Annotated in this window: 19 protein-coding genes; 7 read left to right on the top strand and 12 right to left on the bottom strand. The window is 54.2% G+C overall.

Annotation, left to right across the window (positions count from 1 at the left end; translation table 11 throughout):
* Positions 1 to 148 precede the first annotated feature (148 nt).
* The 3 genes from FHW04_RS00670 to FHW04_RS00660 all read left to right on the top strand — a co-directional run bounded on the left by FHW04_RS00670 (position 149) and on the right by FHW04_RS00660 (position 4,618).
* Positions 149 to 1,684 (top strand): glucan biosynthesis protein G, encoded by a 1,536-nt coding sequence (locus FHW04_RS00670; RefSeq protein ID WP_176035886.1) that lies wholly within the window; start codon positions 149 to 151, stop codon positions 1,682 to 1,684.
* Positions 1,677 to 4,229 carry a glucans biosynthesis glucosyltransferase MdoH gene (mdoH, locus tag FHW04_RS00665; RefSeq protein WP_046288400.1) on the top strand — a complete coding sequence of 851 codons (2,553 nt, stop codon included), beginning with the start codon at positions 1,677 to 1,679 and terminating at the stop codon, positions 4,227 to 4,229. The genes FHW04_RS00670 and mdoH overlap by 8 nt, the downstream gene beginning before the upstream one ends.
* A gap of 149 nt (positions 4,230 to 4,378) precedes the next feature.
* Positions 4,379 to 4,618 carry a YceK/YidQ family lipoprotein gene (locus tag FHW04_RS00660; RefSeq protein ID WP_069728188.1) on the top strand — a complete coding sequence of 80 codons (240 nt, stop codon included), beginning with the start codon at positions 4,379 to 4,381 and terminating at the stop codon, positions 4,616 to 4,618.
* Here FHW04_RS00660 and FHW04_RS00655 read toward each other — a convergent pair.
* The 3 genes from FHW04_RS00655 to FHW04_RS00645 all read right to left on the bottom strand — a co-directional run bounded on the left by FHW04_RS00655 (position 4,609) and on the right by FHW04_RS00645 (position 6,862).
* Complete coding sequence (locus FHW04_RS00655; RefSeq protein WP_031376539.1) at positions 4,609 to 5,010, bottom strand: MysB family protein; 402 nt, start codon at positions 5,008 to 5,010, stop codon at positions 4,609 to 4,611. The genes FHW04_RS00660 and FHW04_RS00655 overlap by 10 nt on opposite strands.
* 116 nt (positions 5,011 to 5,126) lie before the next feature.
* A complete protein-coding gene (locus FHW04_RS00650) occupies positions 5,127 to 5,393 on the bottom strand; it encodes a hypothetical protein (RefSeq protein ID WP_031376540.1) in 267 nt (88 codons plus the stop codon).
* Positions 5,394 to 5,938: 545 nt separating this feature from the next.
* Positions 5,939 to 6,862 (bottom strand): Kdo(2)-lipid IV(A) acyltransferase, encoded by a 924-nt coding sequence (locus FHW04_RS00645; RefSeq protein WP_031376541.1) that lies wholly within the window; start codon positions 6,860 to 6,862, stop codon positions 5,939 to 5,941.
* Positions 6,863 to 7,116: 254 nt separating this feature from the next.
* Here FHW04_RS00645 and FHW04_RS00640 point away from each other — a divergent pair, with 254 nt between their 5' ends.
* A complete protein-coding gene (locus tag FHW04_RS00640; protein ID WP_031376542.1) occupies positions 7,117 to 8,166 on the top strand; it encodes a rhodanese-related sulfurtransferase in 1,050 nt (349 codons plus the stop codon).
* 40 nt (positions 8,167 to 8,206) lie between these two features.
* On the opposite strand, the gene FHW04_RS00635 is transcribed toward FHW04_RS00640, so the two are convergent.
* The 9 genes from FHW04_RS00635 to grxB form a co-directional block, all read right to left on the bottom strand.
* Complete coding sequence (locus FHW04_RS00635) at positions 8,207 to 8,782, bottom strand: YceI family protein (protein ID WP_046288399.1); 576 nt, start codon at positions 8,780 to 8,782, stop codon at positions 8,207 to 8,209.
* 1 nt (position 8,783) lies between these two features.
* Positions 8,784 to 9,356: a cytochrome b gene (locus tag FHW04_RS00630; RefSeq protein WP_089561052.1), complete on the bottom strand. Its 573-nt coding sequence runs from the start codon at positions 9,354 to 9,356 to the stop codon at positions 8,784 to 8,786.
* 294 nt (positions 9,357 to 9,650) lie between these two features.
* Positions 9,651 to 10,763: an N-methyl-L-tryptophan oxidase gene (gene solA, locus FHW04_RS00625; RefSeq protein WP_031376544.1), complete on the bottom strand. Its 1,113-nt coding sequence runs from the start codon at positions 10,761 to 10,763 to the stop codon at positions 9,651 to 9,653.
* Positions 10,764 to 10,860: 97 nt separating this feature from the next.
* Entirely contained in the window at positions 10,861 to 11,115 is a 255-nt protein-coding gene (gene bssS / locus FHW04_RS00620) for a biofilm formation regulator BssS (RefSeq protein ID WP_031376545.1), read from the bottom strand.
* 249 nt (positions 11,116 to 11,364) lie between these two features.
* Positions 11,365 to 11,637, bottom strand: a complete 273-nt coding sequence (locus FHW04_RS00615; protein ID WP_031376546.1) for a hypothetical protein — start codon at positions 11,635 to 11,637, stop codon at positions 11,365 to 11,367.
* 146 nt (positions 11,638 to 11,783) lie between these two features.
* Positions 11,784 to 12,029, bottom strand: a complete 246-nt coding sequence (gene dinI, locus FHW04_RS00610) for a DNA damage-inducible protein I (RefSeq protein ID WP_031376547.1) — start codon at positions 12,027 to 12,029, stop codon at positions 11,784 to 11,786.
* A gap of 62 nt (positions 12,030 to 12,091) precedes the next feature.
* Positions 12,092 to 13,135: a dihydroorotase gene (pyrC, locus tag FHW04_RS00605; protein WP_089561051.1), complete on the bottom strand. Its 1,044-nt coding sequence runs from the start codon at positions 13,133 to 13,135 to the stop codon at positions 12,092 to 12,094.
* A gap of 131 nt (positions 13,136 to 13,266) precedes the next feature.
* The gene (locus FHW04_RS00600) at positions 13,267 to 13,830 is read right to left on the bottom strand and encodes a lipoprotein (protein WP_031376549.1); all 564 of its coding nucleotides are present in this window, start codon (positions 13,828 to 13,830) and stop codon (positions 13,267 to 13,269) included.
* Positions 13,831 to 13,945: 115 nt separating this feature from the next.
* Positions 13,946 to 14,593, bottom strand: coding sequence for a glutaredoxin 2 (gene grxB, locus FHW04_RS00595; RefSeq protein WP_046288398.1), 648 nt, complete (start codon positions 14,591 to 14,593; stop codon positions 13,946 to 13,948).
* Between the two features lie 294 nt (positions 14,594 to 14,887).
* Between grxB and rimJ the strand changes: the two genes are divergently transcribed.
* From rimJ to FHW04_RS00580, 3 genes are read left to right on the top strand one after another with little or no spacing between them, the layout of a single operon-like run.
* A complete protein-coding gene (gene rimJ / locus FHW04_RS00590) occupies positions 14,888 to 15,478 on the top strand; it encodes a ribosomal protein S5-alanine N-acetyltransferase (protein WP_046288397.1) in 591 nt (196 codons plus the stop codon).
* Positions 15,479 to 15,493: 15 nt separating this feature from the next.
* On the top strand, positions 15,494 to 16,129 hold the full coding sequence (locus tag FHW04_RS00585; RefSeq protein ID WP_089561050.1) for a YceH family protein: 636 nt from the start codon (positions 15,494 to 15,496) through the stop codon (positions 16,127 to 16,129).
* Position 16,130: 1 nt separating this feature from the next.
* Complete coding sequence (locus tag FHW04_RS00580; RefSeq protein ID WP_089561049.1) at positions 16,131 to 17,051, top strand: Gfo/Idh/MocA family protein; 921 nt, start codon at positions 16,131 to 16,133, stop codon at positions 17,049 to 17,051.
* Positions 17,052 to 17,141 lie beyond the last annotated feature (90 nt).

Genomic DNA, 17,141 nt, shown 5'->3' with positions numbered 1-17,141 from the left:
CCTAAAAGCGGCTCTTTGCCTGACGAAATGCGGGAACAAAGTTGCGCATAAGCTGTCGGAAAACCGAATAATCCTTTAAGATAAGCGGGTTTGATTTAAGCACACGAAAGGGGGGGATGTGCTGACTAAAGAAAAAAATAAAGCCGGACTGATGAAGGTACGCTGGATTGGTACTGCGGTTCTGCTGGCGTTATACGCCAATAACAGTTGGGCGTTTAACATCGATGATGTTGCCAGACAAGCCAAAGCGTTGGCAGGGAAAAGCTTCGAAGCGCCAAAAAGCAATTTACCCTCTCAATTTCGTGAAATGAAATTTGCTGATTACCAGCAGATCCAGTTTAACCACGATAAAGCGTATTGGGGCAAGCTGCGCACGCCGTTCAAGCTGGAATTTTACCATCAGGGGATGTATTTCGACACCCCGGTGCAAATCAATGAAGTGACCGCTAACGCGGTGCGTGAGATCAAATATAACCCCGACTATTTTAATTTCGGCAATGTAAAACATGATGCCGACGCGGTGAAAAACCTCGGATTTGCCGGTTTCAAAGTGCTCTACCCGTTAAACAGCAAGGGTAAAGACGATGAGATCGCCAGCTTCCTCGGTGCCAGCTATTTCCGGGTGATCGGTGCCGGCCAGGTGTATGGTCTGTCAGCCCGTGGCCTGGCGATTGATACTGCGCTACCGTCCGGTGAAGAGTTCCCGCGTTTCAAAGAGTTCTGGATTGAGCGTCCGAAGCCGCAGGATAAACAGCTGGTGATCTATGCACTGCTCGATTCGCCGCGTGCGGCGGGTGCCTATCGCTTTGTGCTGCGTCCGGGCCAGGCGTCGACCGTTGATGTGCAGTCAAAAGTCTACCTGCGTGACAACGTTGGTAAGCTGGGCGTTGCGCCGCTGACCAGTATGTTCCTGTTTGGTCAGAACCAGCCGTCTACCGTGAACAACTTCCGTCCGGCATTACATGACTCAGACGGTCTGTCGATTCACAGCGGCAACGGTGAATGGATCTGGCGTCCGCTGAACAATCCGCGTCATCTGGCGGTCAGCACCTACACCATCGAGAGTCCAAAAGGTTTTGGTCTGCTGCAGCGCGGGCGTGACTTCAACAACTATCAGGATCTCGACGACCGCTACGATCTGCGCCCAAGCGGCTGGGTTGAGCCATTAGGCGACTGGGGTAAAGGCCGGGTAGAACTGGTTGAGATCCCAACGGCTGATGAGACCAACGACAACATCGTTGCGTTCTGGACCCCGGAGACGCTGCCGGAGCCGGGCAAAGAGATGAACTTCAAATATCGCCTGCACTTCTCACGTGATGAAAATCAACTGCACTCTGACGACACGGCATGGGTGAAAAACACCCTGCGTTCTGCAGGTGACGTGAAGCAGTCTAATCTGGTGCGTCAGCCAGATGGCACCGTGGCTTTCACCATCGACTTCGTGGGTAAAGACATGAGCAAGATGGCGGAGAACAGTCAGGTGGCACCGCAGGTCAGCGTGGGTAAAAACGCGGACGTGGTTGAGCAGAGCGTACGTTATAACCCGGTCACTAAAGGCTGGCGTCTGGTGTTGCGTCTGCGTGTGAAAGACAACAAGCAGCCCACCGAAATGCGTGCGGCGCTGGTTAGCGGCGACAAGACATTGACGGAAACCTGGAGCTATCAGTTACCTGCCAATGAATAAATCGACTTTTACACCTCAACGTTACGTGGAATCCCTGCCGCTGGATGCGGCGGGGAAGGCGCGCCTTAGCGCCTCGCTGCAGCATGCTGCAGCGTTTCACTTCATTCATGATGCGCTGGGCAAGGATGTGGCCGCCAGCGATCGTCCCGACGATGCACCGTTAAAATCGGTGTCATCGCGGGTCGAAATGGCCTGGCCCGACTCGCTCGCCAATGGTCAGCAGCTGGGTAAAGATGACCTGGATCGTACCACGCTGAAGGCGATGCCGAAGGTCAAACGCTCCCTGATGTTCCCGGAAGCCTGGCGGACCAACCCGGTCGCTCGCGCCTGGGACTCACTGCGTGGCCATAAATCGGTGCCGCGCTACGCTAACGCGGAAGAGCAGCGTGCCGAAGAAAAATGGCGTCATGTCGGATCGATTCGCCGCTATATTCTGCTGATCCTCACCATCATGCAGACCGTGGTTGCCACCTGGTACATGAAGACCATTCTGCCGTATCAGGGCTGGACGCTGCTGGATCCGATGGAGATGATCAATCAGAACTGGCAGCAGTCGGTGATGCAGATCCTGCCGTACGTGTTGCAGACCGGCATCCTGTTCCTGTTCGCCATTCTGTTCTGTTGGGTCTCGGCCGGTTTCTGGACCGCGCTGATGGGCTTCCTGCAGTTGCTGATTGGTCGTGACAAATACAGTATTTCCTACTCTACCGTGGGGGATGAGCCGCTTAACCCTGCGCACCGTACCGCGCTGATCATGCCAATCTGTAACGAAGATGTTGAGCGCGTTTACGCTGGCCTGCGTGCCACCTGGGAATCGGTGGTGCGGACCGGCAACGCTGAGCATTTCGACGTTTATATCCTCAGCGACAGTTACGACGCCGATATCGCCATCGCCGAACAGAAAGCCTGGATGGAGCTGGTGCGTGACGTCGGCGGTGCGGGCAAGATTTTCTATCGTCGTCGTCGTCGTCGTGTGAAGCGTAAAAGCGGCAACATCGATGACTTCTGCCGTCGCTGGGGCAGCAACTACAGCTACATGGTGGTGCTGGACGCCGACAGCGTCATGAGCGGTGAATGTCTGACCGGTCTGGTTCGCATGATGGAAGCCAACCCGAACGCCGGTATTATTCAGTCGTCGCCGAAAGCATCCGGTATGGACACGCTGTATGCGCGCTGTCAGCAGTTTGCCACCCGCGTTTACGGTCCGCTGTTTACCGCTGGCTTGCACTTCTGGCAGCTGGGGGAATCCCACTACTGGGGGCACAACGCGATAATCCGGGTGAAACCGTTTATCGAGCACTGTGCGCTGGCACCGTTACCGGGTGAAGGCTCCTTTGCCGGATCGATTCTGTCGCACGACTTTGTTGAAGCTGCGCTGATGCGCCGTGCCGGCTGGGGCGTCTGGATTGCCTACGATCTGCCGGGCTCGTATGAAGAACTGCCACCGAACCTGCTGGATGAGCTGAAGCGTGACCGTCGCTGGTGCCACGGTAACCTGATGAACTTCCGACTGTTCCTGGTGAAAGGGATGCACCCGGTTCACCGTGCGGTGTTCCTGACCGGTGTGATGTCTTATCTGTCAGCACCGCTGTGGTTCATGTTCCTGGCGCTCTCTACCGCCTTGCAGGTGGTGCATACGCTGATGGAACCGACCTACTTCCTGCAACCGCGGCAGCTGTTCCCGGTGTGGCCGCAGTGGCGTCCTGAACTGGCGATAGCATTGTTCTCCACCACGCTGATATTACTGTTCCTGCCGAAACTGCTGAGCGTGATATTAATCTGGTGCAAGGGGGCGAAATCCTACGGTGGCGCGATCCGTCTGTTCATCTCGCTGATGCTGGAAATGCTGTTCTCCGTGCTGCTGGCACCGGTGCGCATGCTGTTCCACACCGTGTTCGTGGTCAGCGCCTTCCTCGGCTGGGAAGTGGTATGGAATTCGCCACAGCGTGACGATGATGCCACGCCGTGGAGCGAGGCGTTTAAACGTCACGGTTCGCAGATGGCACTGGGACTGGTGTGGGCAATCGGTATGGGACTGTTGGATCTCAACTTCCTGTGGTGGTTGTCACCGATTGTCTTCTCGCTGATTCTGTCGCCGTTTGTGTCGGTGATGTCGAGCCGGGCAACCATCGGTATCAAGAGCAAGAAGGCCCGACTGTTCCTGATCCCGGAAGAGTATGAGCCGCCAAAAGAGCTGGTGGATACCGATCACTACCTGCAGCTTAACCGTGAGCGGGCGCTGGAAAATGGCTTTATGCACGCGCTGTTCCATCCGGCGTTTAACGCGCTGGCGACGGCACTGGCGACGTCACGTCATAAGCAGAGTCAGTTGCTCGACTATGCCCGCGATCGCCGCGTCGATCAGGCGCTGAGCGATTCGCCAGAAAAACTGAATCGTGAACAGCGCTTACAGCTGATCAGCGATCCGGTGGTGCTGGCACGTGTGCATACCCGGCTGTGGGAGAACGCTGAGAAGTATCATCAGTGGGTGGAGAGTTATCAAAAACTCACCCTCAACCCCAATGCGCTGGTCAAAAACGCGTAAAATGAAAAAGCGGCAGCGATGCCGCTTTTTTTTGCCGGTTATTTGCGGTCAGAGCAGCAGGGGAGATCTCTGTTGCGGCAGGCTAAATCGGGCCAACAGAGCGCGTAGCGCAGGATAACGATAATGGTTGTAAAGGGCGGGTATCAGTGGTGAAACGGTGTCTGAAAACAGGTGTGTTAGCGCTGGCGGTGATCTGTCTGAGCGGCTGCGGCAGTATTATCAGCCGTACCGTGCCCGGTCAGGGGCACGGTAATCAGTACTATCCGGGCGTACAGTGGGATGTGCGCGACGGCGCCTGGCGGGTATTGACTATCCTTGACCTGCCGCTGTCGCTGGTGGTGGACACCCTGCTGTTACCGGTCGACGCCAGCCACGGTCCTTACGAATAACCGCGATCGGAGTCGCTGTTATCATCTTCCCACTCTTGCGCAGCGGCTTCACCTTCTTCGGTATCCAGCGGCGGCTCCAGCTGGAACTCACCGTCGTCCCATTCGTGCAGGGTGTTTTCCGCTAACCACTCCTGACGCAGTTCCACCTCATCGAAGTCAGCATCGAAAATCGCCTGGGCCGCTTCACCGCTGCGAATCGGCAGGCATTCACCCGCATCACCTTCGTCAGCCAGAAACTCCGCCTGCCACATAATATCACCGTCCTGCATGACATATTTTTGCAGGCCAAACTGGCTTACCGATGCATCGCCTTCCTCAAGTTCCGGGTGGTTAGCGAGAAACTCTTCACGTGCAGCATCAATCGCTTCCTCTAAGGTACTGTACATGCTCATCGCTCTTCTCCTTGCCTGGTTGATTTGATTTCAGTGAAGAATAGACGAAATCTGGCGGAGGGAAAGGGCGGGGCAGTTTGATTGGCGGGAAATAACGCACTTCCCGCCATTCACGGTCAGACTCCTTTTTGCGGGAAGTGCAGGACCGGGCGCACCGATTCATGAATTACCGGTGCGGAGTAGCGAATACAGCATTTTATACAGGGCTTAACTTTTTTGAAGTTAATGCGGGCGATCGATAATGCCTGACTCAGATTATATAAGGTGCCGATAAATATTATGTCTTCTTTATCCGGCATCCGGCGGCATCCTTTCCGGTGAAGCGCATGATAATTGTCCTGATCGGTGCTGATTGTCACATAATAGTAGAGACCGTTATTCATATTATAAGTCCTGCTAAGAAGGTTGCTGTGTGTCATCTTTTTATGTTTTTTGTCTTCGCAGTTAAGCATCTAACTGTCACAGCTGAAATTACCGACAAGCACCCATAACTTCAAATGCAATAACGGTCTATCAGGACGTTAAAATTTTGTAAAAAGGAATATGACCTGCCATGTAGCTACAATTGCTTGTAAATTAAGTTAATTTTACTGGATTAATAAGCAGAGGGAAATGATTAAGCCTGGCTAAATAGGAATTGGCCTGGCTTTCAAATAAATTAGCACCGCCAGTGAATATAATAAAATAATGGGAAATTAATTTATCCGGCCGCTAAAAGGGCGTCAGCGCAGATAATGTCCGGTGGATTGGTTAAGGATGCTAATTATATCGCACGGTTATCAGTAAACTCTGGCGCGCCGTTGATTAATCACTGGACCGGTAATCGGACCGGCGCGGGCTGGCGGGAGGAATGGATTGTTTTAGCAGGGGAGGAAAACAGCGAAAAAAGCGCTAAACGGCATCACTGCCACCGTTTAGCGCCGGTAACTTAATAGCGTGAAGGTTCCCCTTCCGGGCGGGTCTTAAAGCGGCGGTGCAGCCACATATACTGTTCGGGTGCCAGTAAGACGCCTTCCTCGACCACTTTATTCATCCGGGCAGCGGTCTCTTCCTCACTTGCCAGGGTAAAGCTGTCGCTAATATCAGGCAGAATCATCAGTTCATAACCACGGCCTTCTGGCAGACGGCGCGGTACAAACGGAATCACTGCCGGTTTACCCATGCGGATCAACAGATGGGTGCCGACCGTGGTAGCTGCCTTGTCGACGCCAAAAAACGGCACAAACACGCTGCTGCGCGGACCGTAATCGTGGTCAGGCGCGTACCAGATGATATCGCCACGCTTCAGGGCGCGAATCATCCCTTTGAGATCTTTACGATCGAGCATGCTTTTGTTGGAACGCATCCGGCCATGCACCTGCAGCCAGTCAATCAGCTTATTGTCGTTCGGCCGATAGACGCCGATGCCCGGGTTATGGATACCAAACATACGGGCGCCAATCTCCAGCGTCAGAAAGTGCATACCAATCAACAGCACGCCGCGCTGAGTGTCGCGCGCCTGCTGAATGTGCTCTAAGCCAGAAGGTTTATGCCATTTGTTAATCCGCCAGTCGGGCCAGAACCATGCCATGCCGGTTTCAATCAAGCCCATGCCGACGGATTCGAAGTTGTGCTTAACCATCGCTTCACGATCGTTGGGCGGCATATCCGGAAAGCTTAATTCCAGATTACGGCGTGCGATGTTGACGCGTCGCTTCATAAAGCGCATGCCAATACGGCCAATATTACAGCCAAGCACATAAAGCAGGGGATAAGGAAGTAGCACCAAAAGATAAAGGAAGAACACGCCCAACCAGGTTAACCAATAGCGGGGGTGAAGCAGTTCTCGTGAAAATTGAGGCAACTGGGTCATGTGAAATTGTTTTTTCCTGCGTCGCGCACCGTGCGGTGCTGATATCTCGTTGATTTTCACTATTGTGCCAGTTTTTATCCTGCGCATAAATATTACTGTCGGCGGCAATTCACCCGGTAAGTATTATAAGCGAGCCGGCAGTGCGGGAAAAACAGCCAACCGGCGATCAATTTGGCCGGTGGTCTTTGCATCCCGTTGAAATCAGGTATCATGTGCGCGCTAAATTTCTTCTATTGATGACAGGAACGAACACCATGCCAGTGTTACATAACCTCGTTTCCAATAAAGAGCTGAAGGCGCGCATGCTGGCTGAAACCGAGCCGCGCACCACTGTCTCTTTTTATAAGTACTTCCAGATCGCCGATCCTAAAGCGTTTCGCGATGCGCTCTATCTTGGTCTGACCGCCCTGAAGGTGTTTGGCCGGGTTTACGTTGCGCATGAAGGGATTAACGCCCAGATCAGCGTTCCCGCCAGCCAGTATGAAAAGATGAAAGCCTATCTTTACGGCTTTGATCCGGCGCTGAATAATCTGCGAATGAACGTTGCGCTGGACGACGACGGTAAATCCTTCTGGGTGCTGCGCCTGAAAGTCCGTGACCGGATTGTGGCAGACGGCATTGCTGACGGCACGTTCGATGCCAGCGATGTGGGGCAATACCTCAAAGCCGCAGAAGTGAACGCCATGCTGGACGATCCGGATGCAGTGTTCGTTGATATGCGTAACCATTACGAATATGAAGTCGGACGCTTTGATAACGCGCTGGAAGTGCCGGCCGACACCTTCCGCGACCAGCTGCCGATGGCGGTTGATATGCTGCAGGATAAGAAAGACAAAAAGATCGTGATGTACTGCACCGGGGGAATTCGCTGTGAGAAAGCCAGCGCCTGGATGCGTCATAACGGTTTTGAAGATGTTTACCACGTTGAAGGTGGCATTATCGAGTATGCCCGCCGTGCTCGTGAGCAGGGGTTACCGGTCCGATTCAAAGGTAAAAACTTTGTCTTTGACGAGCGGATGGGCGAGCGGATTTCTGATGATGTGCTGTCGAACTGTCATCAGTGTGGTGAGCCGTGCGACACCCACGTCAACTGCGTCAACGATGGCTGCCATCTGCTGTTTATTCAGTGTAAAAGCTGCGCAGAGAAGTTTGAGAACTGCTGTAGCCCGCTGTGTCAGGAAGAGGCAAAACTGTCGCCGGAAGAGCAGCGTGCCCGTCGCGCCGGGCGTGAAAACGGCAATAAGATCTTTAACAAGTCGCGTGGCCTGTTAAACATGACCATCCCGTCACCGGTTAAAAAATAAGTGATCCCGCCTGAAGCCCGGCTTCAGGCGGTTTAGCCGTTTACTGACGCACACCTTCTACCGAAATCATCAGCTGAACCTTTTGCGAGGCCGGGCCGAGATCTTTGGTAATATTAAAATCTTTCAGCGTAATTTCACCCTCGGCTTCAAAGCCTGCGCGATATCCCCCCCACGGATCTTTGCCTTCACCCAGCAGTTTCGCTTCCAGCGTAACCGGTTTGGTAACGCCATTCAGCGTCAGATCGCCAGTAATTTCCAGCTCATCACCCTCTTTTTTCACTGAGGTTGATTTGAAGCTGGCCTGTGGATTTTTGCCGACGTTCAGGAAATCCGCACTGCGCAGATGCTTGTCACGTTCAGCGTGATTGGTATCAATACTGTTGGTGTTAATGGTGACGTCGACTTTATCGGCTGAAGGGTTACTCTCATCAAAGCTAAAACGGCCGTCAAAATCCTTAAAGGTGCCGTACAGCCAGCTGTAGCCTAAATGCTGAATACGAAACTGAATAAAGGCATGCTGGCCTTCTTTATCAATTTTATACTCAGCGGCGTTAGCGGTCAGTGAACCCAGCAGCAGGCTGGCACCCGTCATGGCCAGTAGCGTCTTCTTTAGCATATTACTTCTCCTTTTCAGCGGGTAAAGGGATGCGCAAACCTGACATCCGTTTTAAGGTGGTATCGCGATCGATAAAGTGATGTTTTAACGCCGCCAGACCGTGCAGCAGCGACAGGATCACCACCGTCCAGGCCAGCCACAGGTGGATATCGCCAGCCAGATCGGCCTGTGCGCCTGCGCCACTCAGAACGGCCGGCAGAGAAAACAGGTTGAATACCGCAATCGGCTTGCCATCGGCGGTGGAGATGAAATAGCCGCTGAGCAGGATGGCCAACAGCAGCGTATAGAGCAGCCAGTGCGCAACCATCGACCCGATCCGCACCGGTGGGGAATAACTGCTTAACGGCTGAGGCGGCGGTGAAATAATTCGCCACAACAGGCGAATCACTAATGTCAGCAACAGGATCACGCCAATACTTTTATGGATTTCCGGCGCATCGTGATACCAGCTATCGTAATAACCGAGTCCGACCATCCATAATCCCAGCGCAAACATGGCATAGATAACCAGCGCCATCGACCAGTGCAGCAGCACGGCGATCAGACCAAACTGATGAGGGGTATTTCGTAACATAGTCTGTTTATTCAGGTGAAATAATCTGAAATAAGCATCTACATTATGAAATATAAAAGCAATCGACCTTACGCTTCTATAACTTTCTGTCGGGATAGTGAAAAGGGTGAATTAAAATCGCGACAGATGCGCAATATTACTGAATAAGTTATTTTCACCGCGCGATACGTCAATCAAAAAAGCGCTTAATTCACTTTCAGTGCGAATTAATCAGGCTGTGAATGTCAGTAATATTCAATTTTCTTCAATTTTTGTCAGTCGGGTGCTATCAGACGATACCACCCGCAACAAGAGTCAGAAACGCGAAAGCCGGAAGGGGGAAATATCAAACGAGAACGGTTTTTGCTGAGCAAACTCGGCTGCCAGTTCGCCCAGTACGCTGGCGAATTTGAAGCCGTGGCCGCTTAAACCGGTAATCAGTAACCGATTCGGTTCGTCTGGCAGCGTATCAATAATAAAATCTTCGTCCGGACTGAAGTCGTAACTACAGGCTTCGCCGTGCAGACACACACCAACACCCGGCAAAAACTGACGCAGGAAACCAAACGCTTCGCTGCCATCTGCCGCAACGGTGCCAAAGGGTTTACGATCTTCAGGCTGCTGCATCAACTGGCCACCATCATGACGTCCCACTTTCAACGCGTTGTTATCCGCCGGGAAACCGTAAAACTGGCTGCCATCCGCCATTTCAACGGTAAAGCCCGGGAACTTGTTGTTCTCGCTGTAGCGACCATCCGCCTGATACCAGGCAAATACCTTACGGGTCGGCGCAACCGGCAGGTTGGGCACCAGTTTGCCGACCCAGGTGCCGGCACTGATCAGCATCTTGCGGCCACGGTAAATGCCGTCGAGCGTGGTCACCTGTTGCAGATCGCCGTCGCGCCCAATCCCGGACACCGGGCAGTTAAACAGCTGGGCACAGCCTGCCTGTTCTGCCAGCTTGATCCAGCTGCGGACCGCCTGTTCGCATTTGAGGTAGCCCGACTGCGGCTCAAAGACGCCCAGATAGCCTTCGGGTACGTTGATCTGCGGCCAGCGCTTGCGCACCTCATCAGGCTGCATCACCTCAATGTTCAGCTGCCATTGCCTGGCGCTGTCGATAACGTTCTGAATAAACGCTGACTGAATCGGTGCCAGGTTCAGCACGCCGCTGCGGTGCATGATACGCTCACCGGCGTGCTGTTCCAGCTCATCCCACAGGGTCTGCGCGCGCAGCACCAGCGGGACATAACGTTCGCCTTCACCGTAAGCGTGGCGAATCAGCCGGCTTTCACCGTGATGCGTACCCTGATTATGCGGCGGATGAGCGCTGTCGATCATCAAAACCGACAGGCCCGCCTGGGTTGCATAGTAGCCCGCCGCCGCGCCCACTGAGCCGCTGCCGACAACGATAAGATCATAAATCATGGTAACCCTGCTCCTGAAAAAGACAGATAATCAAAAGCATAACAGAAACAGAAACGAAAAAGGCACCCCTGAGGGCGCCTCTTTGATGTGGCAGGAATTAGTGCTTCTTAAGGAGTCGTTCTACTTGCTCGGCTGATTCAATCTTAGCGATACCCGCTTCGAGGATCGAGATGAACTGCCTTGCCACATCCGTTGTCAGCCAGTAGGTCGGGCCAACATCCGCTTCTTCTTCTTTTTGATCCTGCGACGATAACGAGTGCAGGCGGATCATCATGGCATCATAACTGTCAACGGTACTGATATCCCAACCCACCAGTGGATGGGTCTGAATCACATCTTTTCTTCTGTCCATTATAACCTCCTTATTACTCGTTAAACGAAGTGCATGATGAGGTTCAATGCGGCTTTTTTATTCCAATAGCGAAACTATTATAACAGTAAAGCGGGCTATTACTGATGAAAAAATGCCTGCACTCAGCTTCTCACAGAATATTTGTGTTTAAAAGGTGGCGGATGAAAAAATAAAATGCCTGACGATCAGGCATTTTAATCAGTGATTCTTCAGGACCAGAAACGCGAGGGAGAGAGCCTGGGGCTGCGGTTAAAGCGCCGGAGTTTCCGGTGCGATGCCGCCACCGCGCTTTTGCAGCGCTTCAGCCAGACGGGCAAAATGCTGTTGCAATTGCTCATCATGGTTCTGGTTTTGGGCTTCCAGCGACAGATTGTGCACCAGCAACTGACTGGCACGATCGTCAAGACAGAAAATCAGACTGGAAAAGGCATTTTCCAGCACCGTCAGCCGACGTTGCTGATCACCAATCAGTGCTAACAACTCACCAAAGGTCATCGCCTCTTCCGGTTTATCAGTAGTCATGGTATCGCACCTCCTGTTATGCATGACGAGCGCAAGGATAGGGCATTGATCATTCAGAGTCTAGATGCAGGAATAGGGAAGTGCGAGAGGGGAGAAAAGATAAAAAAACCGGGTGGCGAAACCCGGTAAAAACAGCACAGAGGCGGTTAATCGGTAATGAACCAGTCGTCAGCGCTTTCCCACGTTTGCTGCAGGATTTCGCTGATCTGATCGCGAGTCTCTTTGCCCCCGCCCAGCACGCTCAGGTTATTGGCACTGGCGTAGCGCACTTTAACCTGATTGGTGCTGTCCGGGAACTGTTCATCAATGCGGCGCGACAGCTCGTCGCTCAGCGCTTCTATCGCGCCCGCAGGAAGAGGTCGGGTATTCGATACGGTAATTTCAACACGCATGGGAGCCTCCAGATAAGATACTGTATATATTTACAGTATCAACAGGCTGGAGGCAAGCGAAATTATGCGATACGCCAGTTCAGCGTCTCACCGGCGAGGAACGGCACCAGCGAATGCGCGCCGAGTGCGATGCTCTCTGGCACCTGCCACGATTCACGTACCAGCGTGATGCGGCTGTCGTTGAGCGGCAGGCCGTAAAAGCGTGGACCGTTTTCAGAGCAGAATGCTTCAAAATGCGACAGCGCATCCAGCTCTTCAAATACCGTGGCGTAGGCCGCTAACGACGTCGGCGCACTGAAGACGCCGGCGCAGCCGCAGCTCGCTTCTTTCAGGTGACGCAGGTGCGGCGCGGTATCGGTGCCGAGGAAGAAGCGGGGATGGCCGCTGGCCACCACCTTGCGTAGCGCCTCCTGATGCACATTGCGCTTGAGGATTGGCAGGCAATAGAGGTGTGGACGGATCCCGCCGACCAGCATGTGATTGCGGTTAAACATCAGATGCTGCGGGGTGATGGTCGCGCCCAGCGTCTCATCGGCCGCGGCAACGTACTCCGCTGCCTCACGGGTAGTGATATGCTCCATCACCACTTTCAGTGCCGGAAACTGCTGGCGAAGCGGCATCATCACCGTCTCAATAAAGCGCGCCTCGCGATCGAAAATATCAATGTGAGCATCGGTAACTTCACCGTGCACCAGCAGCGGCATACCGAGTCGCTGCATCCGCTCCAGTACGCTGGCGATGGCGGCGATGTTGGTAACGCCGTGGCTGGAGTTAGTGGTGGCATGCGCCGGATAAAGTTTGGCGGCGGTAAACAGGCCGGCAGTGAAGCCGCGTTCCAGCTCATCCGGGTCAAGCGAATCGGTGAGATAGCAGGTCATCAGCGGTGTGAAGGCGTGGTCAGCGGGCAGCGCCGCCAGAATCCGATCGCGGTAGGCTTCACCTGCCGCCACGCTGGTCACCGGCGGCACCAGATTGGGCATCACAATGGCACGACCATTCACCGCGCTGGTATACGGCAGCACCGTTTTAAGCATTTCATCGTCACGCAGATGAATATGCCAGTCGTCAGGGCGGCGGATAGTAAGTTGCTGAGGTTGTGCAGTCATTAATGAGGCTCCGGCAGAAAGGAAACGAAAGGCACGTTTAGGCCGGGGTCTAAGCATAAGGATTCAGGCAACCGTTTGCACCTGCTTTTTGCAGCCGGATGAAAATCCGCGCCGTCAGGCGCGGCGGTTGATCAGTCAGTAAACGGGATCACCAGCTCACCCGGTTTCACTTCCAGGCCTTTGGCAAATTTCTTCGCCAGCGACTCACCTTTACTGCGATCGGTACTCAGCACGTAAGCCGGTTTCTGATCGAAATAACTTTTCAGCGACTGATTCAGATAAGGCGTCAGCGTCTTGATGATCGAGGCCATTTTTTCCGGTGTGACCTGCGCATCAACAATCTCCAGATCGCGCAGATAGATGGCGCCCTGCTGCTGATCGAACACCGGCTGAGCGCGCATCTTCAGCTGCATATCGGCCTGCTGTGGCCCAAAGAGAGAGGTAACATTGATCTTCGCGTTACCGGAAAGTGTCACTTTGCCCGGCTCTTCGCGGCCAATCTGGCTGGTGAGATTATTGAGCACGATATGGGCATTAACCAGTCCGGAGAGCCCGATATCTTTTTCATAGTTATTGTGCTTTTGCAGCGCCTGATTCACTTCCTGTTCGCTGATGGTGTACTGCGTCAGTTGATTACAGCCGCTAACCAGCAGCACCAGTAACAGAGCGGCAAGGCCGGAAAAACCCTTTTTCATCGATATTCATCCTAAATGACGAAGCTAATTGAACAGCGCATAGCGTGCCTGAATGCATCTCAGGTGTCATCAGGAAAGGGATGAGAAACGCGTTCGGTTTCTCATCCGTTAGGGGTTACTGGGCGATCGAGGAGAGCAGATTGACCTGGGTTTGCTTGGCCATATTATCGCGGTACTCTGCGACTCTGGCCGGCCAGTCGATACCGGCAACCAGCGTCAGCGAACGCAGCAGCGGGAACAGGTTAAAATCATCCTCAGAGAGTTCACCGTTCACCGCATTAGGCTGAACAATTAATTTATCGAGCTGGCGCAGATCGCCGCTGACATTTTTGATCATCCCGGCAGCATGGCTTTTCAGCTCGGTGAAATCTCCAATGCTGGCCTGCTTTTTGTTGCGGAAATAGTCGCGCGCTTCTGGTGTGGCAAATTCTGCAAAAGGGGCCTCGGCGATGCGCGGTAACAGCAGTTTGTTAACATAGCCGTTCATGTGGCGCAGCCAGTCAGCGATGGCCGGATTGAGGGCGCCGGTGATCAGCGGTTCGCCCTCCAGTCGATCGATATAATGCACGATATCCATGCTCTCCGGCATGGCGCTGCCATCCTGTTTTTGCAGGATCGGGGCCATTTTCTGACCGATCAGCCGTTTGGGCGTCTCTTCGTCGTCATTGAGCATCACCACCAGCTCAACCGGCAGATTTTTCAGGCCGAAAATCATCCGCGCCTTAACGCAGAAAGGGCAGTGTTCATAGATATACAGCTTCATCCTGATCTCCTTTGTTGACAGCATGAATCAATTCATCCTGTTTTCGGACTCGCCAAAAAGTATGGAAGAGATTAAGCGGCAGGGCAAACCCACCCGCGCCGGATGCGGAACCGATCGGCGTCAGAGCGGGTCCGGGCCGGTAATCACCGTTAAAATCAATGGTGATAACAGAGCAAAATCAAGGTGTTTGCAGCTTGATCGCGGGTAACGTTTTACCGCAGCCCAGGCGACGGTTATAGTGAAAGCAGGGTAATTACGGCTCATCTTTATCAGCCTTTGATTTCAGGAGTCAGGATGTTTGGCTATCGTTCTGCCGCGCCAAGGGTGCGATTAACCACCGACCGGCTGGTGGTCCGTCTGGTTCACGAGCGTGATGCCTGGCGGCTGGCAGATTATTACGCAGAAAACCGCCTGTTTTTAAAGCCGTGGGAGCCGGTGCGCGATGAAAGCCACTGCTATCCCTCAGGCTGGCAGGCGCGTCTAGGGCTGATTACCGATATGCATAAGCAGGGATCGGCATTCTATTTCATTCTGATGGACAGCGATGAAACCGAGGTGCGCGGCGTGGCTAATTTCAGCAACGTGTTGCGCGGCTCGTTCCACGCCTGTTATCTGGGTTACTCACTCGGCGAGAAATGGCAGGGGCAGGGCATGATGTTTGAAGCGCTGCAGTCGGCTATCCGCTATATGCAGCGTCAACAGCATATCCATCGCATCATGGCCAACTACATGCCACACAACCAGCGCAGCGGTGATTTGCTGGCGCGGCTCGGATTCGAAAAAGAGGGTTACGCCAAAGATTATCTGTTGATCGACGGCCGCTGGCAGGATCACGTCCTGACGGCATTAACCTGGCGGGAATGGACGTCTGATCGGCGTGGATAATAACAAGGAGTCAGCATGAAATTGACGTTGTCGGCGCAGGCGTTGCGCGTGTTGGGCTGTCTGCTGGAGAAAGAGGTCACGACGCCGGAACAGTATCCGCTCTCCCTGAATGCGGTGGTCAGCGCCTGTAATCAGAAATCGAACCGTGAGCCGGTAATGAACCTGAGCGAGACCGAGGTGCAAAATCAGCTCGATCAGCTGGAAAAATTGCATCTGGTGACCGCCAGCAGCGCATCGGGCCAGCGGGTAGTTAAATATGCTCAGCGCTTCTGCAACTCCGCCTTTGGCACGCTAAAGCTTAACAGCGCGGAAGTGGCGGTGCTGACACTGCTACTGTTGCGCGGTGCCCAGACGCCGGGTGAACTGCGTACCCGTAGCGGACGTCTGCATGAATTTACCGACGTTAGTGAGGTAGAACAGACGCTCAACGCGCTGCAGCAGCGTGATGACAGCGCCACGGTGATGCGTCTGCCGCGGGAACCGGGTCGGCGCGAACACCGTTTTATCCATCTGCTGAGCGATGAGGCGGAATTGCCACACGAGAGCGACGCCGCAGAGCCGGGCGATCTGGCTGCACGCGTCACGGCGCTGGAACATCAGGTGGCGCAACTGCAGGCGCAACTCACCCAACTGCTGCAAACGGAGAGCTGAAATGACGTTACGTATTGGCGTGGTGGGACTGGGCGGCATCGCGCAGAAAGCCTGGCTGCCGGTGTTGTCGGCGGCGACTGACTGGACGCTGGTGGGGGCTTTTTCGCCCAATCAGGCCAAAGCCCGGCCAGTCTGCGACAGTTTTCGCATCCGCTGTTTCAGCTCGATTGACGAACTGGCCGCCGCCTGCGATGCGGTGTTCGTCCACAGCAGCACCGCGAGCCACTATCAGGTGGTCAGGACGCTGCTGCTGGCCGGCAAAGATGTCTGCGTCGATAAGCCGCTGGCGGAAACCCTCGATCAGGCGGAAGCGCTGGTTGAGCTTGCCGGACAGCAGCAGCGCAAATTGATGGTGGGTTTTAATCGTCGCTTTGCTCCACGCTATCAGCAGCTTAAAGCTGAGATGGGCAGCGTCGCCTCGTTGCGGATTGAAAAGCACCGCAGCGACAGCGTCGGACCGCACGATCTGCGTTTTACCCTGCTGGATGACTATCTGCACGTGGTGGATACCGCGCTGTGGCTCGGTGGTCAGCCGTTTAGTGAAGTGCAGGGGCGCATTACCACCACTGCGCAGGGAGAGATGCTTTACGCGGAACACCACTTTAACGTGGGCGGCGTGCCGATCACCACCAGCATGCACCGGCGTGCCGGCAGCCAGCGTGAGCGGGTCAGCGCGGTGTGTGAGCGCAAATGCATCGATATCAGCGAAATGCGCGACTGGCAGGAGGAAACCGCAGGCGGCCTGCTGATCGCGCCGCCGCCCGCCTGGCAAAGTCATCTGGTGCAGCGCGGTTTCAGCGGCGCGGCACACCATTTTATCCAGTGCGTGCAAAATCAGACGATGCCCGAAACCAGCGGTGAACAGGCCCTGCTGGCGCAGCGCGTGGTGGAAAAACTGTGGCGTGACGCCACTCAACAATAATGCCTTGTAACACTCCGTGCTGGTCATTTCCCGCCGTGGCAGTAGACTATCGCCGGGCATCATCCGGATGCCCGCGCTAAGTCTCTCATT

The organism is Pantoea sp. AN62 (assembly GCF_050432985.1).
Classification (GTDB): Bacteria; Pseudomonadota; Gammaproteobacteria; order Enterobacterales; family Enterobacteriaceae; genus Pantoea; species Pantoea brenneri.
Note: the sequence above shows the minus strand (reverse complement) of the source record. Positions and strands in the feature narration are given on the sequence as shown.

Bases quoted from the DNA above. Each gene is read 5' to 3' on its own strand.
- FHW04_RS00615 (WP_031376546.1), bottom strand. From the start codon at position 11,637: ATGACTACTGATAAACCGGAAGAGGCGATGACCTTTGGTGAGTTGTTA.
- dinI (WP_031376547.1), bottom strand. From the start codon at position 12,029: ATGCGTGTTGAAATTACCGTATCGAATACCCGACCTCTTCCTGCGGGC.
- FHW04_RS00645 (WP_031376541.1), bottom strand. From the start codon at position 6,862: ATGACCCAGTTGCCTCAATTTTCACGAGAACTGCTTCACCCCCGCTAT.
- bssS (WP_031376545.1), bottom strand. From the start codon at position 11,115: ATGGACAGAAGAAAAGATGTGATTCAGACCCATCCACTGGTGGGTTGG.
- FHW04_RS00585 (WP_089561050.1), top strand. From the start codon at position 15,494: ATGAAATTGACGTTGTCGGCGCAGGCGTTGCGCGTGTTGGGCTGTCTG.
- FHW04_RS00640 (WP_031376542.1), top strand. From the start codon at position 7,117: ATGCCAGTGTTACATAACCTCGTTTCCAATAAAGAGCTGAAGGCGCGC.
- rimJ (WP_046288397.1), top strand. From the start codon at position 14,888: ATGTTTGGCTATCGTTCTGCCGCGCCAAGGGTGCGATTAACCACCGAC.
- solA (WP_031376544.1), bottom strand. From the start codon at position 10,763: ATGATTTATGATCTTATCGTTGTCGGCAGCGGCTCAGTGGGCGCGGCG.
- FHW04_RS00650 (WP_031376540.1), bottom strand. From the start codon at position 5,393: ATGAATAACGGTCTCTACTATTATGTGACAATCAGCACCGATCAGGAC.
- mdoH (WP_046288400.1), top strand. From the start codon at position 1,677: ATGAATAAATCGACTTTTACACCTCAACGTTACGTGGAATCCCTGCCG.
- FHW04_RS00655 (WP_031376539.1), bottom strand. From the start codon at position 5,010: ATGAGCATGTACAGTACCTTAGAGGAAGCGATTGATGCTGCACGTGAA.
- pyrC (WP_089561051.1), bottom strand. From the start codon at position 13,135: ATGACTGCACAACCTCAGCAACTTACTATCCGCCGCCCTGACGACTGG.
- FHW04_RS00635 (WP_046288399.1), bottom strand. From the start codon at position 8,782: ATGCTAAAGAAGACGCTACTGGCCATGACGGGTGCCAGCCTGCTGCTG.
- FHW04_RS00630 (WP_089561052.1), bottom strand. From the start codon at position 9,356: ATGTTACGAAATACCCCTCATCAGTTTGGTCTGATCGCCGTGCTGCTG.
- FHW04_RS00580 (WP_089561049.1), top strand. From the start codon at position 16,131: ATGACGTTACGTATTGGCGTGGTGGGACTGGGCGGCATCGCGCAGAAA.
- FHW04_RS00600 (WP_031376549.1), bottom strand. From the start codon at position 13,830: ATGAAAAAGGGTTTTTCCGGCCTTGCCGCTCTGTTACTGGTGCTGCTG.
- grxB (WP_046288398.1), bottom strand. From the start codon at position 14,593: ATGAAGCTGTATATCTATGAACACTGCCCTTTCTGCGTTAAGGCGCGG.